Below are 15,467 nucleotides of genomic sequence, written 5' to 3' on the forward strand. Positions count from 1 at the left end.
GTGGGCTCGTCGGCCGGATCGGTGGCGGGACGCGTCGCGGCGAGCGCCGCGTACGGTGCTGCCGGCACCGCGGCCTACGACTATGCGACGTCGGTGCGGAACAAGGACGAGATGACCGTGAGCTATCGGCTGGAGGACGCAAGGGGGACGGTGCTGGCCGAGCACTCGGACAAGCGCAAGGCGAGCTCGGATGGCGAAGACCTGCTGGGCCCGCTGGTGCAGCAGCAGTCCGAAGCCATCGTGGCGGCGGTACAGAAGCCGGGACGCTGACGATGAGACGACGGGTCCTCGCGGCCATCGCCGTGCCGGCACTGCTGCTCGTGGCCATCGGGCTGCGCGTTGCCCGGCGGCCCGATCAGCAGGCCGCGACCGGGTCGCACGCGACGGAAGTGCCCCGGCCTGTCGACTCGAGCGGCCCTTCGCGCGAGGCCCGCCTTGCTCGGCTCGACGGCAGCCTCCGCGCCATTCAGGACGGCGACAGCCTCGCGCGGCGTGACCGGTGGGATCCAGCCTACGTGGTGAGGACCGTCGGACGGGAGCCCGACAAGCTGTTCGCGTGGGTGCGCGACAGCACCGACTGGATCCCGTATCTCGGCCGTCTGCGGGGGCCGGTCGGCGTTCTGATGGACCGGCAGGGCAACGACCTCGACCGGGCGCTGCTGCTCGCCGCGCTGCTCGAGGGGGCAGGGCAGACCGTGCGTCTGGCCCACGGTCAGCTTCCGCGCGAGCGGGCCGCCGCGCTGCTTCCGGCCCTGGTGATCGCCAGACCCGCGCTCGATTCGGTCGGCGTCCGCGTCCCGCCGCTGGCGAGCGGGACGCTGCGCGCCACGGCGGCGAAGTATCGCCTCGACGGCGAGGCACTCGAGCGAGGACTCGGGACTCAGGACAGCGCGGTGACCCGTTTCGCCGCCGAGCTCGACGGGCGTGTGTCCGACCAGAGTCGGCGTCTCCTGGCGCAGGTCGGCGGGGGAGACCCGTTGGCGGAGTGGCAGTGGCGATACGAGCGGGCGCTGACCGCGCTGCAGGATCACTGGTGGGTGCAGCGGCAGGACGGCGAGCTGTGGATCGATCTCGATCTGCTCGCAGGCGTGGCGGACTCGAGCACTGCTCAAGTCATCCCCGCAACGGAAACCCTCGCACCGACCGCCATCTCGGGATCGCTCGAGCATGAGCTCACGATCCGCGTCGTCGGCGAAAGGTGGAGCGCCGGCAAGCTCACCGAGCACGTAGCCCTCGAGGACACCCTCCGGCCGGCGGATCTGTATGGCCGGGCGATCGTGCTCCAAGGTTGGCCCGGCCACTGGCCGGCGCAGCTCCACCCCGATCCCCGCTCGAAGTTCGGGCTCCGCGGGGCCGCGCTCGATCAGCGCGCCTGGGGCATTGCCCTTCTCGCGGGCGACAGCGCGCTGGCCCAGGGAGCGCTGTACGACGACGGCGGCGAACACCGGCCCCCTGGTGGTGCCGGTCTGGGTGGGCTGGGCGGCGCCATCGCGACGATCGGGCGGGAGCCTTCGACGGCGTCGGGGGCCCCCCCGGAGCTCACAGCCGCGTGGATCGAGTTCGAGCTGCGCGAGCCGGGCGAGCCTCGCCGCGTGGTGCGCCGGGCAGTGTTTGATCTCATCGGCCCCGCGGCGCGGGCGGCCGGGGCACCGGCCCAGCTCGCGCTGAGCGACGCCGCGCGGCTCACGCGCAGCCTCTCACTCATGATCCGCACCGAGATCCTTCCCGTCACGGCGCGGCTTGCCCCCGAATACATCACCCACCTAGCGGCGCGAAGCGTGGTCGCCAACGCGCAGGTCCTGCGCTCGCTCGTCGCGGCCGACAGCGCGCACCTGCCCGACCCCGATACCCTGATCGCCCAGTCGGCTCCGACCCTGAGTCCGCTCTACTCACTGGCCGCGGCCCGCCTCGAGTGGAGCCCGGTGTGGGATCGCGTGTACGTGGATCGACTCGATCTCCTCACCAGCCACCGGCATCCAGCGGCATTCGGCGACGGATTTGGGATCCGCGGCGCGATCGAGGTGGTCGCGGGCGAGCTGGGGGTGCCGCTCATGGAGGCCGACGCGCTCGAGATCCGGCTGCGCCAGGGCGTGTTCGATACCAACGCGGAGGCCTTCTGGTGGTCGGGCAAGCAGGTGCTCAACACGGGCGAGGCATATCAGACAGCCCAAAGCTGGGGCGCGCTCACCTCCGACCGCCGCGCGGACCTCGGCTCGCTACAGCTCCCGCCCGATGCACGTGTACGGATCGCGCAGGATCTCGACTCGGGCTTCGTCGTAGTCACGCCGACGGCGCCGGTGGGGCCTGAGCGATACATCGGCTGGTGGCGGGTGGACCCGCGGACGGGAGTGACGCGAGGGGTGGTCGGGAGCGGCTGGGGGCAGTGCCAGGAGTATGCCCAGCTTCTCCGCTCGGCCTTGATCACCGGCTCGGAGCAGTTCGCGTTCGATTACGCCATGTGTCAGGGCCTCGAGCTGGGGATCAACGAGATCAAGGGCGGCATCGTTGCCCTGCAGGCCCAAGGCAAGCTGACGTGGATGGGAGCGGTCGAGTACCAGAATCCGAAGTCGGTTGCCGCAGCGAACCATCGCAACTGCACCTACATGGCTATTGCGTCCGGCGTGCTGGCCACCTTGCCGATCATCCTGAAGGTGCGTCAGGTGATGAAGATGCGGGCCTATATCGCAAGGAGGGAGGCCGTGGCCGCTGAAAGGCACTGGCTCGCCGAGAACGTCGCGGCCCTCAGAAAGAAGATGCTCTCTGAGAACCTCGCGCGCCTCGGCAAGAACCTGCCGAAGGAACTCGGACCGGCGCCCAAATTCGTACGCCTGGCGGAGGAAGCCTATAAGGATGCGCAGAGGAGTCACATGAAGGCGTTCATGAAATGGTCCAATTACACCAAGTCGGCCTACCCTGATATGCGCTATGCCGACCAGCTGGCGGAGGCGAGTCGCCGATCCATGGGTGAAGCGAACGAAGCGTTTGAGACCCTGATCGAGGCTCGCCGCGAGGCTGGCCGCCTGGCGCCCCCCGGTACGGCTCAGGCTTCGGACCTCAAAGGAACTCTTCCGGATCTGGAGAAGATCATCTCCCAGGATGCCAAGACCCTGTCCGAGATCGACAAGACGATCCCGGATTTCGACAAGGAATGGGCGACCGAGACCCTCGAGATGGGTTTCGGTGGTGTGCTGACCGGCAAATGACTGAGCACGCCCTCGAACAGGAGATTCACTGATGCGAAGCTTCATTCGATCCGCCGGACCCTTGGTTGTCGCCTTCCTTCTGGCGGCCAGGCTCGACGCCCAGTCTCCTAAGGCCCGCTTCACCCTCACCGGCGGACCTCAGGCCGGCACCTACGAGATGAGCGGCTCTCCCATCTGCAAGACCTTCGATTCCGGCGCCGACGACCACGGCTTCGGCGCCGAGTTCGTGGCGGACCCGCCGCATGGCTGGCGCAAGGGTCCGCCCTACCTCTCGCACCTCTGGCTCGCCACGCCGAGGATGCGGAACCCGAAGCCCGACGCGGTCTCGCTCGGCGTCACGTTCACCAAGTGGGGCACACCCGCCACCGAGATCGACTACAGGGTCTACACGATCCCGCCCGCGCTCGATAACAACCCGGAACTCGGCCGCAAGCAGACCGGCACGGGGCGGGCGACGGTGAAGCGTACCGGCGACAAGCTCAGTGCGACCTTCAGCGGCGAGACCGCAGATGGCGTGCGGATGGAAGGCAGCGTGGAGTGCCGGTGACTGCGGGACGCTGGGTTCTCGTCGCGGCGCTGGTGGGCGCACGCCCGAGCGCGGGCGCGCTGGCGCAGGATGGCGCTCCGCGGATCCCGCTGGTCGAGGGCCTCGTGCTCGGCTCGGTCCTGCACTCTCCCCTCGGCGAACGCGAGGACGTCCTCGAGATCAAGAGCGCGGACAGCACCGGGGTCCACTACGCCTGGCACGAGCGGACGATCACGCCCGAGGGCGATACCACCGCTGGCTTCCGCAAGCGCTTCGTCCGTGCCAATGACCTGGCCGGCGCGCCGCGCTTCGATGACATCTTCGGCAAGGACGAGCAGGTGCGCCCGGGCTTTACCGCCCTCTCGATCTCCTCCGCCGTGTACCGGGCGCTGCGCGATACCGGGACCGCCCCATTCAGCATGATCGTGACGCCGCTCGAGGCCCGCGACATGACCGCGAGCGCGACGCCCCTGAGCGGGCTGCTCGCCCCTCCGCGGGCGCGCTACAAAGGGAGCCTGACCCGAGTCTCGCCCCGGCCCGAGCCCTTTCCCCTGCTCGTCAACGGCACCCGAGCCGAGCTGCCGGCGCTGCGGCTCAAGGGGAGCTTTGCCGATGGGCTGCGCCGGACCGAATGGGACCTCTGGGTCCTGGCCGACAGCGCCCACCCACTGCTGCTCAAGTCCGTGCTCCAGGGCGACGTCTTCCAGATGGTGCGCGCCGATCTGCCCACGGAGCTGCACGGGACCGACGGAGACCTCACGGGAGCGAAGGTCCTGGATCAGGAGCTCCAGGCGCAGTGCCGGCTGGAGATGCCCGGCGTGTACTTCGCGTTCGGCACCGCGATCATCGACCCGATCTCCGACCGCGCGCTCGCCGAGGTGGCGCGCGTTCTCACTGCACACCGCGACTGGAAGTTCACGGTCGAAGGGCACACCGACAGCGTCGGCACCGCGGCGGCCAACGACGTGCTCTCCCGGCGCCGGGCCGAGGCGGTCCGCGCGCGTCTGGCCGAGCGGCACGGTCTCGACACGCACGCCTGGGGCGCGGTTGGCTACGGCGCGAAACACCCGCGGGAGTCCAATGCCACCATCGAGGGCCGTGCGCGCAACCGGCGGGTGGAGCTGGTCCGCGACTGCTCACGATGACTCTCTGTCGAGCTCTCGTAATGCGCACTTCGGAGGCTTCTATGTGGAAGAAGGCAGCCCTGCACTCCGCCATCGCGACCGCCTGCACCTGCGCCCCGGGAGCGGTGCTGTCCGCTCAGGTTCCCGTGATGGACGCGTGTTCGGTCCTGACGCGCGAGGAGATCAAGACCCTCTCCGGGAACCGTGATCCGGGAGCCCCCTCCCCGGGCAGCTACAAGCCGGGCGATCCCGTCTCGACCTGCTACTGGCAGCAAGCCAGCCCCAAGGGCTCGGTCATCCTCTGGTCCAACGTCAGTCCCAAAGAACCGAAGGGACTGGCGCTCAAGCAGATGCTCGACCACGGCAAGCAGGCGCGGGCCGTCCCCGGGCTCGGCGACGACGCGTTCTTCGTGGAAGACCCCAAGGAGAACCCGGGCGGGAGTCTCTACGCGCGGGTCGGCCACTGGCGGGTGATCGTTTACAGAGAGGCCGACACGCCGCTCGCGAAGTCCGAATCGGTCCTACCGACCCTGACCGCATTCGCCAAGGCGGCCGTTCCGAAGCTGCGGAAGGCGGGTTGACCATGCCGGCCCCCATCCATCGCCTGCTGCCGCTCGCCGGGCTCGCCCTGCTGGCGGCGTGTGACCGCGGCGCCAGTCCGGCATCCGCGGCAGCCGCCGGCAACGCGTCCACCACCACTGCCACTGCCGAAGGAGCTCGCAGCGGCAACCCCGACCGGAGCCCCGCCGGCTCGGCGACTGTCGTGCGCACCGTTACTCGCCCGACCGACGCGTGCGGCTGGATCTCCGCCGCCGAGGTCGCCAAGATCGTCGGCCCGCTCACCGGCGTTCCCTACCCGACCGACGACGGCTGCGTCTACCCGCTGCCGCTGGACACGGCGACCGCCCGCCGGAATGCCGACTTGCTCGAGCTCCGTCGGAAGCTCGGGGACCGGTTGGGCAAAACGGACCTCCCTCCGCTCGAGCCCGACACCAGCGGCGTGATCGTGGACGTCCGGGTCTACACCGATCCGGCCGGGTCGCGCGGGCTGGCCGCGGCGTTCGCGAACATGGGACAGATGATGTGCGGCGACTCCGCCTCGAAGGCCCAGCCGTGGTGCAAGGAAGCCGAGCGCCGCGCTTCGTTGCCCCCGGTCCTGCTTCCGGGCTGGGACAACTCGATCGACACCACCTCACGGGCGTTCTTCGGCCGCGTGGGCCACCTCGCGGTGGACGTGAAGGTCCACGCGGCCGAAGTAAGCCGCGAGCAGACCGTCGCGATCGCCAACCGCATCCGCGACGCGATTCCCGACCTCCCGTTCCCGTCGGAACGGCCCGCCAATGCCGTCGGTCCGGATCCCTGCATCCTCCTCAAGGTGGAGGAGGTCGAGGCGGTGCTCGGCAAGCTGGTGGTGCCGCCGTACCGCTCCGACGAGGAGACCCCGCTGGCGATGGCGCAGGGCAAGAGCTGCTCGTACTTCACGGCCGGCCACCACGCGCTGGTCCTCACGCCGACCTGGGAGTACGGCGGCACGGCCTTCGACGCGATGAAGGGGGTCGGCGGCCTCATCGAGCGGGTCGCGCCGGTCCTGCACGACGACGCGGCCGACACCCTCGATACCGGACCCTGGGAAGACGCGGCCGGTGATCCCGCGACCGGCCAGCTCTACTTCCTCAAGGGCGATCGCGCCCTCGAGCTGGGCTTTCTCGTCTCCTCGACCGGGTTCGACGGTGCGGTGCGGCTGGCGCGCATCGCCGTCGGACGGTTGTGACCTCCGCCACTCGACCAAACGACGTTCAGGAGGAGCGTATGCGTTCCACATTTCGGTCCCTCGGACTCGTGCTGATCACCGCGCTCGGAATGGTCGGTTTCGGGGGCTGCCGGGACGACGCAGCGGGCCAGGCGACGTCCGCGACGGCCAGCTCGGGCCGGACACCGTCCTACTGCCCCTCGTTCAAAGACGTGAGCACAGCGGCTGGCTTCCCCGTCACTCTGAAGGCCTCAGCCGGGAGCCAGGACAGCTTCAACTGCGGGTACGAGATGACCGGTCGCTACCGGGGCACCTTCATCGAGCTCACCGGCGAGCCCGCCTCGCTGGCCGAGGGTGTGTTCGGCAGGGTAAAGCAATCGGCGAAGGTCATGAACGGCCAGGATGCCGAGGCCGAACGGATCGATGTCGGATCCGGAGGGTGGGCGTACGGCGGCGACGGGGGCGAGGCCGCCGCGGCCGGTGGCGGTCACGTGTACCATGTCACGCTCCACAGCGGCCCCCTCTCCAGCATTGGGGACCAGAAGGATGCGATGGTGCGCATTCTGAAGCTGGTGATGCAGACGGCCCCGGCAGGTCAACGCGCGTCGGGGAAGAACGTCTGCGAGCTGGCCACCACCGCCGAATTCGAGCAGGCGTACGGGGCCGACCCCAGCGGGCCCGACCTCTCCTCCGATCCGGTGGCGACCGACATGTCCTGGGGACCGCACTGCGACTACTCGGGCGGCTCGATCGATCTGTTCCAGACCAAGCCGCCGGAGAAGCAGCTCGACTATGTGCTCGGGGAGATGGAGGCCGGTAAGCAACCACGGCTGCCGGTCGCCGGGCTCGGGGAGCGCGCGTTCTTTACGACCATCTACCCGGGCGACAAGTACCGGGAGCGTGGCTTTCTCGCCGTCTATGCCGGCCCGCGGATCGTGACGTTCAGCATGGATGCGCAGGCCAACGAGCCGATCGAAGCGACGCGGCCGAGGCTCGAGCACCTGGCCAAGCTGGTGCTGCCGCGGGTGAAGTGAGCCGCTGACATGGGCTCAACGCCACGTTCCGTGGCGAGACCGAGGATGGCGTCCGAATCGAAGGGAGCCTGCAATGTCAATGGGAAGGCGTTGGGGATGGTTGCTGATCGTCACCGTAGCGTGCGCGGAGCCCGACACCTTGGGCCCGGAGCCTCCGGAGCAAGCCCCCGTCGACCCGGGTGTCCCGATGGCGGCCACTGCGACCACCAACGTATGGGCCACCAAGGCCGCGATGCCCACCGCACGCGATGGACTTACGGTCGGGGTCGTGAACGGAATCGTGTATGTGATCGGAGGAAGCGGGAGCGGCGGAAACCTTACGAAGGTCGAGGCCTACACTCCGGGCAGCAACACGTGGACCGCGAAGGCCTCGCTCCCTCAGGGGCGGAGCGCTCTTAACGGCAGCGGGACGATCAATGGGGTACTCTACGTTGCCGGCGGATTGAGCTCGAACGGCGCCACCACCACCACCTACGCCTACAATCCGTCCACCAACACCTGGGCGACGAAGGCGCCGTCGGCGTGATCGGCGGCAAGCTCTACCTCGCCGGTGGTGAGGATGCCTTTACGCCGACGAACGCCCGGCTCGACGTGTACGATCCCGCGACGGACACCTGGACCAGTAAGGCCTTCATGCTTCAGCCGCGCTCAGGGCCGGCAGGCGCGGCCTATGACCCGGGGAGCAACACCTGGCACACCGTGTCGGCGTCGAGCACGGTCCGTGCTCACTTCGGCGCCGCGCCGGTCGGGAAGAAGCTGTACGCCGTAGGCGGAGTCAATTCCACCAGCAGGCTGGCCACCAACCAGTCGTATACCCAGGGCAACATCTGGGTGACCAAGGCTCCGCTACCGATGGCGATGGTCGGCCCCATGTTCGCGGTGATCGGGAGCAAGCTCTACGTCGTTGGCGGCATCTCGGCCACCACCCTGGCGCCGCTCACCACCAACCAGTCGTACACTCCGAGTACGGACAAATGGGCCAGCCGCGCGTCACTGCCGCAGGCCGTCTCGGACGCCGACGGAGCCGCGGTCATCAACGGCGTACTTTATCTGCCCGGCGGCCGCCATGGCAGCAGCTACCCCAACACCCTCTACGCCTACAACTCCTCGACCAATAGCTGGACGACCAAGGCCGCGATGCCGGTGGCCGGGGGCCTCGGCGTCAGCGCAGCGATCGGCGGCAAGCTCTATGTGCTGACGGCTGCCGGCGCGGGAGGATACGTCAGGCGTTTCGACCGCTACGACCCGGCCACCAACAGCTGGGCGTCCCTTGCGGCGCCGCTTGGCTACCACGCCAGCGGGACGTCCGGGGTGATCAACGGCAAGCTGTACGTCGCCGGCGGGCAGGACGCCGCGCTGAACAAGTCGATAGCGATCGAGGTGTACGACCCGGCGACCAATACGTGGCGTAAGCCGAACTACATGCTGGCCGCGCGCTCGTTCGTCGCAGGCGGAGCGATCAGCGGTGCGTTTTATGTCGTTGCCGGTTTGAGCGGCGGCACCGTCAACCAGGCATACCTGCCCTGAAGGATGCGGGCACTCGTCCGGGTAGTGCTGACCGCCGCGCTCATCGCGCTGCCGATAATCGGCGCCTCGCTCTGGCTCGACACACATGGCGAGACGGCCGTCGGGACCGTCACCCGCAAGGACGAGACGATCGGGATCGAGCATGATCCGACCGGTGGTTGGTACCTGCGGCGGTCCCTCGTCCTCGAGGTCCCGGAGCTCAGATCAGGTTTTCGTCCGTCCGTCTGGGCGGACTCGGCGGAGTTCGACCGGATCCACCCGGGTGACCCGGTCACCGTGCGGTACGTGCCCTGCTGCCCGATCTATGCCCGGCTCGCGAGCCACTCTACGCGCGACGCCGTATGGCAGGCGGCCCGCGAGCTCGGCTCGGACCCGCTGGTCGACTGGTGCGTGAGCGGCTTCGTCGCGTTCGTGCTCGCCGCACGTATCGCCTCGTTCGTCGTGCTCGCGACCGGGGCCGCATGGCTTGGCCTCGCCCTGGCGTTCCTCTTTCCGGTACGGCCGCCCAGGACAGCCGCCGGCACTGAGACGACGGCGCGCGTAACCGGTGTTTCACTGGTGGAGAATAGCCCCCGCCCTTCCGGGTACCGCAATATGAACAGCATCAACTCGCATCCAGAGCGGCTGAGCGTGCCCTACGACGTCGTGCAGCTGCGGTTCGCTCCCGCCGGGGAGCTTGACTCGGTGCTGGCGGTGGACGTGGTGGACGCGGCCTCGGTGTTAGCGCTCGCCCCCGGCGCCGTGGTGAGGGTGCGATATCCACCGGCTGCGCCTCGCCAGGCGATGCTGGTCGATGCCACTCGCACGTTCCGCCAGCGGAACCGGTTCCACTTTCTCTTTCTCGTGCTTGCCTGGGCCGGGATCGGTGTCGCAGCGGGGCTGGCCTGGCGCCTGCGCGGGCGGCGCCGTGCGGCGGCGGCCGCATGAGCGCCACGGCGCCGGTGGACCGCCTCGACGGCCTGGTCGCGCAGCACCCCAACCGGGTCGAGCTCACGGGGACGCTCCGCTCGCTCGGATTCCCCGACCGCTGCGCAAACTGCGGTGCCGCGACGACCGAGCGGTTGCCCGTCCGCAAGGTGTTCGGCCGGAGTGCGGGCTATCAGCGCCGCGCCTTCTCGAGACGATATCTGGGCTACCGCATCGACACCGCGCGGGTGCCGTACTGTCGCGCCTGCATCGCGCAGGACGCGCGCGAGCGCGAGTCGCTGGCGTCGCGCTGGCGTCGGCGTCTCGGCGGCATGCTCATCCGGTTCTTTCCGGCGGTGTTTCCGCTCGGCTTCGCCGTCTATCTGCTCACCACGATCGAGCCTCCGACCCACCCGGGCGACGCGACCGGCGTCTTCGAGCGCGGCCTTGCGCTCCTGTTCGGACTCTCCGGCGCGGGTCTGCTGGCGTATGCCTGGTGGGACACTCGCAACTGCATGGTACCGAAGCAGACCAGCGTCACCCTCGCCTTCGACTTCAGCCCCGACGTGTCCGACCTACTCGACCGCGCCCAACGCCGCGTCTATGCCATCCGCGACGCGCCGTTCGCCGAGGCGTTCACGGCGTTGAACCGGGACCGACTGTGGCAGCCGAGTCCGGCGGCGGAGCGGGCCGAGATGCGGGTGTGGATCGCGTGCGCAATCTTCCTCGTGGTCGCGGCAATCGCGGCGGCGGTGCTCAATCGATAGGGTTGCCGGCCGGGGGCATCGGTCGCCGAGGTCAGCGATGCACCCGCGTATGCTGCGAGGTCCACGCGACCTGCCAGGTCTTCCCGCCATCGGCGGAATACGCCTGTTCCAGGCGGTAGGACGTCGGCGTGATATCGGACAGCACGCTCCGGGCGAGAACGGTGCGGCCGTCGTCGAGCTGCTCCATGTCGTAGAACTCGCCCCGTCCCCCGCGGAACCCGCCGATCGCCGGTGGGGTCATCACCCCCCCTCCGCTGCCGGCGAACGACACGTTCCACTGACGCGCCTGGGGATTGTAGGTCCTGAGGATCAGGCCTTCACTGTGGCCGGACGGTGGATTCGAGGCCAGCTCGAGAAGGACGCCGCGGCCGTTCCACAGCTTTCGGGCCACCGACGTGCCGTCGAAGTGGATCCAGCTCGCCGAGTCGGTGAGCGGGTGCAGCAGCCGGGAGTTCCGGACCGTCCAGGTTCCGATCTCGAAGTCGAAATCGTGCGGCGCGTCATTGGTCGGCGGGGCCGGTTCCTCCCGGATCCTAGTGTCGGTCGCGATCCAGTTGAGTTCCCAGGTCTTGCCCCCGTCGTCCGAGAACGATTGCTCGAAGCGGCACGAGCCGGGCGTGATGTCCTTCCAGACGTTCCGCACCAGGATCATCCGGCCGTCGAACTCTTCCTGGTCGTAGAACTCGCCCCGCCCATTCTCAAACCTGCCGACCGTGGGGACGCCCAGGGTGCCGCTCGCCGAGCTGACGTAATTGAGGCTCCACTGACCCGAGCGGGGATTGTACAGCCGGAGCGACAACCCCTGGATGTGCCGGCCGTCCGGCCCGTCCACCTCCAGCTCGACGGTGTTGGCGCGGCCATTCCAAAGCTTCCGGACCAACGAGGTCCCGTCGTAGGCGGTCCACTTGGTGCTGCCGGACAGCGGGCGCTCCAGCCGGGAGATGTGGGTCTTCCAGTTCCCGATCTCGAAGTCGAATTCGTGCTCGCCGTTCCGCGCGGCCTGGCCGTGGAGCGGGAGCGGGCTCACGGCCAGGAGAAGGGCGGTCAGGTAGGTGCGCGGCCTCATCCCGGTCGAGTCTACCTCCCTCGACTAGGCGGTTCTAGAACGGGGGCTGCGCGCTGGTACGGGAGTGACGTCTGGTGGTGGCGCGGAACGCGGCGGGGGTCATACCCGTGTGCTTCCGGAACACCCGGGAAAAATGACTCTGATCGCAGAAGCCCGACCGGACGCTGATCTCCGCGATCGAGGCGCTGCCGTCGGCCAACTCCCGCGCGGCGCGCTCGATCCGAAGCCGGCGGATGTAGTCGCCGGTGGATCGGTGGTACTGGGCCCGGAAGCTCCGCGCCAGGTGGGCGGGGTGGATCCCGACCTGCCGCGCGATGGACGACAGGGTGAGCGGCTGGTCGAGGCTCTCGTGGATCAGGTCGCGGGCCCGGGCCAGCCACGCGGGTCGGGCTCCGGTGGATTCGCCGCCGGCGGCTCGCGACGCTTCGACCAGCAGCTCCAGGATCAGGCCCTCCACCGCGAGCGGCGAGAGGCCGTCTCCGTCGGTGAATTCCCGGTAGATGCGCTGGCCCAGCCCCGCGAGCGTGGCCGTGCGGAACAGACCCGGTCGGGTGGTGATGTCGGCATAGGGCTCGATGGTCTCGAGCCGGCCGGGGGCGATCTCGATCAGCAGGCAAGTGCCGCCGTCACTTCCGAACTCGTCGGCGTGTCGTTCGGCGGCCGGCTTGAACATGACGGACTGCGGCGGACACTCCCGCGCCACGCTTCGCAGCCGCTCGGCGTACGAGCCGGCGACCACGAAGCAGATGCTGGCCGCGTGATGCTCATGCCAGGGGAGCCGCCGGTGCGGCGGCTGGGCGAACTCGGTGAGGCGGAAGCCGCCGATGGCCCTGGTCCTGACCATGCCCAGCTCCGCAGTGTGGGGTTGATGCATAGAGCCTCGCGATCTCGCCGGGCTTGAACGGGGAGGAGTCTATTGGGGCTGGAGCGCTCCTGTTCCACTACTGGAGCCGGCTCCTGAAGGTTTCGTGAAAGCGCCCGGCGCCGGGTCCTGGAAGTTCCGGTCGGGGAACGCGTTGTGGACGGTTTCCCCGGAAGGGGGTGAACGCCTCAGAAGAGTTCCTCGGCCAGCGCGACGATGATGCCCGCAGGGCCTCGCATGTAGCAGAGCCGGTACTTGTCCTTGTACTGGACGACCTCGCCGACCAGTTCGGCGCCGTTGGCGCGCAGGCGAGCGACAGTGTCGTCGACGCTTTCGACGGTAAACATGACGCTCCGGAGGCCCAGCGTGTTCGGCGGTGCGATCGCCGGTTCGATCTCGACCAGTTTTGGATTGCGAAACTTCGTCAGCTCAAGCCGCCCGTGCCCATCTGGGGTCCGCATCATGACGATGTCGACTTGGACACTTTCGAGCCCGTTGATGCGATCCACCCACGGGCCCTCGACCGGCGTCTTGCCTTCCAGCGCCATTCCGAGGGTGGTGAAGAAAGCGATAGCGGGTGCAAGGTCGTCGACGACGACGCTGACGTGGTCCATTCTCTTGATCGTCATGTCCCTTTGCCGCGGTCAGGACCCGACCGCCGTGAGCTGATTGGTCGCCAACTTCCACCCCCCCCTCCGCACGCACACGAACGCTCCCCGCAGGTCCGTATCCGTCGGCACCCCGCCGAAGCTACCGTGCAGGGTCGAGAGGTTCTGCACGATTGCCATGTCCCCGAACAGCCGGACCGTGATCTCACGCTCGTCGTCGATGATCTGCACGTCGGTGCTGCCCGAACCGATATTCGCGAGCCGTTCCTCCCGCGGAGCCACCTGGCTACCGTCATCTTCGTTCCGGAAGCTCTTCCTCCGCGAAGTCCGGCCTACGCCGCGCCAGCAACCCCTCCACCGTCCGCACCAGCACGTCCGTTGAAATCGGCTTCTGCAGGAACGGGCGCGCGCCGGCGGGGCCGCCGTCGGCGAAGGTGGTGTCGTGGGGATGCCCCGACATCCAGATCACCGGCAGGCCCGGGTACTCCACCGCCAGGCGCTCGACCAGCTCTCGGCCGCCCAGCTCCGGCATGACGACGTCGGTGAGCACCACGTCCACTCCGCCGTTCCTGGCCAGGCACTCGAGCGCCTCCCGCCCGTTCCGCGCCTGCCTGACCTCGTAGCCTTCCTCCTCCAACGTCCGGCTCACCACCCTGCGCACCGAATCCTCGTCGTCCACCACCAAGAGTCGCCCCGGCCGCCGCGTCGCCCCCCGCCGACCGTCGGTCCGCCCGCCGTCGGTCACCTCCGTCGTGCCCGACGTGTCGGCCACGGCAGGGAAGAGGACGGTGAACTCGCTCCCCTCGCCCGCGCGGCTCTCCACCCGGATCTGCCCCTGCGACTGGGTGACGATCCCGTGTACCGTGGCGAGTCCGAGCCCGGTGCCCTGGCCTTGCTCCTTGGTCGTGAAGAAGGGCTCGAAGATATGGGGCAGATGCTCGGGCCGGATGCCGGCGCCGTTGTCGCCCACCGCCAGCAGCACGTACACGCCGGGGGCCACCCCGTCGCCCGTCTCACCTGGCCGCTCCCCCGCGGGGACCTCCAGCCGGCCGGTGCGAATGCTGAGGCGGCCGCCCTTCGGCATCGCGTCCCGCGCGTTGATCGCCAGATTCATCAACACCTGCAACAGCTGCGCGCGGTCCACCCGCACCCAGGTGGGATCGGCCGTGAGGTCCAGCCGCGTCTCGATGTGGCTCCCGATGAGGCGCTGCAGCAGCGAGGTGCCGTCCAGCACCGCCGCGTTGAGCTGCAGCGTCTCGGGCTGGAGCACCTGCTGGCGGCTGAACGCCAGGAGCTGGCGGGTGAGACCGGCCATGCGATCGGTGGCCTTGAGGACCTCCTCGAGGTCGTGCCGAGCCCGCTCGCCGATTCCCGGGTCCCGCGCCGCGAAGCCGGCGAATCCCATCACCGCGTTGAGCTGGTTGTTGAAGTCGTGGGCGACGCCTCCCGCGAGCCGCCCGATCGCTTCCATCTTCGCGATCTGGCGGAACCGGACCTCGTTCTCGCGGACGGTCCGGTTGGCGTCAACCAACGCCCGCTCGTGCGCCCAGACCGCGCCTACGCACCACCACAGGACGGCGGTCATTGCGATGATGAGCGCGAGCACCAGCAGCGAGTACGCCATGCCGCGGTCGAACCACTCGGCTTGCCGCCCCTGGATCATGAGCAGCCCCAGGGCTACGGGCACCACGAGGACGAACGGGAGGGCGCGCCGCGCGAGCAGGCCCGCGGCGCTGGGCTCCACCAGCGTCCGCATCGGTTCGGTGTCCGGCAGCGCCGACACCAGGCCCGCTCCGGCCGCCATGATGATGATCGCGGTCTGCAGCGCGATGGCGGTGAGCGGAGCCACCGTGTACAGGGGGTTCGCGCCGAAGAGGTAGCCGATGATCGCAAGCGAGGCGATCACCATGGTCGCGAGCCCCACCATGGCGGCGGCCTGGCGGGCTCGACGGCCACCCAGCGCCGCCAGCAGGCCGATACCGAGCAGGCTCCAGGAGGTGGCCGCGGGCGGTCCCATCCGTCCCGGCGCCACGGTCGCGGTGTCGGCCCACGGGCGTCCGAAGGTGAGCAAGGCGTCGATGCCGAGATCGGCGC

16 protein-coding genes are annotated in these 15,467 nt (G+C 69.0%); 11 read left to right on the forward strand and 5 right to left on the reverse strand.

The genetic code is table 11. From position 1 onward, the window contains the following. From VHR41_13450 to VHR41_13500, 11 genes are all read left to right on the forward strand, one after another. The coding region (locus VHR41_13450; protein ID HEX3235200.1) for a hypothetical protein at positions 1-270 on the forward strand (270 nt) is incomplete at its 5' end. Positions 271-272: 2 nt separating this feature from the next. Next, positions 273-3,203 carry a hypothetical protein gene (locus VHR41_13455; protein ID HEX3235201.1) on the forward strand — a complete coding sequence of 977 codons (2,931 nt, stop codon included), beginning with the start codon at positions 273-275 and terminating at the stop codon, positions 3,201-3,203. Positions 3,204-3,234: 31 nt separating this feature from the next. Then, entirely contained in the window at positions 3,235-3,750 is a 516-nt protein-coding gene (locus tag VHR41_13460; GenBank protein ID HEX3235202.1) for a hypothetical protein, read from the forward strand. Next, a complete protein-coding gene (locus VHR41_13465) occupies positions 3,747-4,874 on the forward strand; it encodes an OmpA family protein (protein HEX3235203.1) in 1,128 nt (375 codons plus the stop codon). The genes VHR41_13460 and VHR41_13465 overlap by 4 nt, the downstream gene beginning before the upstream one ends. A 41-nt stretch (positions 4,875-4,915) precedes the next feature. Further along, entirely contained in the window at positions 4,916-5,434 is a 519-nt protein-coding gene (locus VHR41_13470) for a hypothetical protein (protein ID HEX3235204.1), read from the forward strand. Positions 5,435-5,436: 2 nt separating this feature from the next. Continuing rightward, complete coding sequence (locus VHR41_13475) at positions 5,437-6,624, forward strand: hypothetical protein (protein HEX3235205.1); 1,188 nt, start codon at positions 5,437-5,439, stop codon at positions 6,622-6,624. A gap of 38 nt (positions 6,625-6,662) precedes the next feature. Further along, on the forward strand, positions 6,663-7,637 hold the full coding sequence (locus VHR41_13480) for a hypothetical protein (GenBank protein ID HEX3235206.1): 975 nt from the start codon (positions 6,663-6,665) through the stop codon (positions 7,635-7,637). Between the two features lie 187 nt (positions 7,638-7,824). Next, complete coding sequence (locus VHR41_13485) at positions 7,825-8,163, forward strand: kelch repeat-containing protein (GenBank protein ID HEX3235207.1); 339 nt, start codon at positions 7,825-7,827, stop codon at positions 8,161-8,163. Then, positions 8,160-9,164 (forward strand): hypothetical protein, encoded by a 1,005-nt coding sequence (locus VHR41_13490; GenBank protein HEX3235208.1) that lies wholly within the window; start codon positions 8,160-8,162, stop codon positions 9,162-9,164. Before VHR41_13485 ends, VHR41_13490 begins: the two co-directional genes overlap by 4 nt. A gap of 3 nt (positions 9,165-9,167) precedes the next feature. Further along, positions 9,168-10,091, forward strand: a complete 924-nt coding sequence (locus tag VHR41_13495; GenBank protein ID HEX3235209.1) for a DUF3592 domain-containing protein — start codon at positions 9,168-9,170, stop codon at positions 10,089-10,091. Next, a complete protein-coding gene (locus VHR41_13500) occupies positions 10,088-10,837 on the forward strand; it encodes a hypothetical protein (protein HEX3235210.1) in 750 nt (249 codons plus the stop codon). The genes VHR41_13495 and VHR41_13500 overlap by 4 nt, the downstream gene beginning before the upstream one ends. Before the next feature lie 31 nt (positions 10,838-10,868). On the opposite strand, the gene VHR41_13505 is transcribed toward VHR41_13500, so the two are convergent. From VHR41_13505 to VHR41_13525, 5 genes are all read right to left on the reverse strand, one after another. Continuing rightward, positions 10,869-11,903 carry a hypothetical protein gene (locus VHR41_13505; GenBank protein HEX3235211.1) on the reverse strand — a complete coding sequence of 345 codons (1,035 nt, stop codon included), beginning with the start codon at positions 11,901-11,903 and terminating at the stop codon, positions 10,869-10,871. 34 nt (positions 11,904-11,937) lie between these two features. After that, positions 11,938-12,777, reverse strand: a complete 840-nt coding sequence (locus tag VHR41_13510) for an AraC family transcriptional regulator (GenBank protein ID HEX3235212.1) — start codon at positions 12,775-12,777, stop codon at positions 11,938-11,940. 176 nt (positions 12,778-12,953) lie between these two features. After that, the gene (locus tag VHR41_13515; GenBank protein HEX3235213.1) at positions 12,954-13,394 is read right to left on the reverse strand and encodes a VOC family protein; all 441 of its coding nucleotides are present in this window, start codon (positions 13,392-13,394) and stop codon (positions 12,954-12,956) included. 15 nt (positions 13,395-13,409) lie between these two features. Next, positions 13,410-13,655, reverse strand: a complete 246-nt coding sequence (locus VHR41_13520) for a hypothetical protein (protein HEX3235214.1) — start codon at positions 13,653-13,655, stop codon at positions 13,410-13,412. A 10-nt stretch (positions 13,656-13,665) separates the two neighbouring features. After that, a partial coding sequence (locus VHR41_13525) for a response regulator (GenBank protein ID HEX3235215.1) occupies positions 13,666-15,467 on the reverse strand: 1,802 nt, incomplete at its 5' end.

The sequence above is a fragment of the Gemmatimonadales bacterium genome (genome assembly GCA_036265815.1).
Lineage (GTDB): Bacteria > Gemmatimonadota > Gemmatimonadetes > Gemmatimonadales > GWC2-71-9 > CAVVWJ01.

Excerpts from the sequence above, each read along its gene's own strand:
- VHR41_13510 (HEX3235212.1), bottom strand. The coding sequence starts at position 12,777 with ATGCATCAACCCCACACTGCGGAGCTGGGCATGGTCAGGACCAGGGCC.
- VHR41_13515 (HEX3235213.1), bottom strand. The coding sequence starts at position 13,394 with ATGACGATCAAGAGAATGGACCACGTCAGCGTCGTCGTCGACGACCTT.
- VHR41_13505 (HEX3235211.1), bottom strand. The coding sequence starts at position 11,903 with ATGAGGCCGCGCACCTACCTGACCGCCCTTCTCCTGGCCGTGAGCCCG.
- VHR41_13495 (HEX3235209.1), top strand. The coding sequence starts at position 9,168 with ATGCGGGCACTCGTCCGGGTAGTGCTGACCGCCGCGCTCATCGCGCTG.
- VHR41_13485 (HEX3235207.1), top strand. The coding sequence starts at position 7,825 with ATGGCGGCCACTGCGACCACCAACGTATGGGCCACCAAGGCCGCGATG.
- VHR41_13455 (HEX3235201.1), top strand. The coding sequence starts at position 273 with ATGAGACGACGGGTCCTCGCGGCCATCGCCGTGCCGGCACTGCTGCTC.
- VHR41_13480 (HEX3235206.1), top strand. The coding sequence starts at position 6,663 with ATGCGTTCCACATTTCGGTCCCTCGGACTCGTGCTGATCACCGCGCTC.
- VHR41_13475 (HEX3235205.1), top strand. The coding sequence starts at position 5,437 with ATGCCGGCCCCCATCCATCGCCTGCTGCCGCTCGCCGGGCTCGCCCTG.
- VHR41_13500 (HEX3235210.1), top strand. The coding sequence starts at position 10,088 with ATGAGCGCCACGGCGCCGGTGGACCGCCTCGACGGCCTGGTCGCGCAG.
- VHR41_13470 (HEX3235204.1), top strand. The coding sequence starts at position 4,916 with ATGTGGAAGAAGGCAGCCCTGCACTCCGCCATCGCGACCGCCTGCACC.
- VHR41_13460 (HEX3235202.1), top strand. The coding sequence starts at position 3,235 with ATGCGAAGCTTCATTCGATCCGCCGGACCCTTGGTTGTCGCCTTCCTT.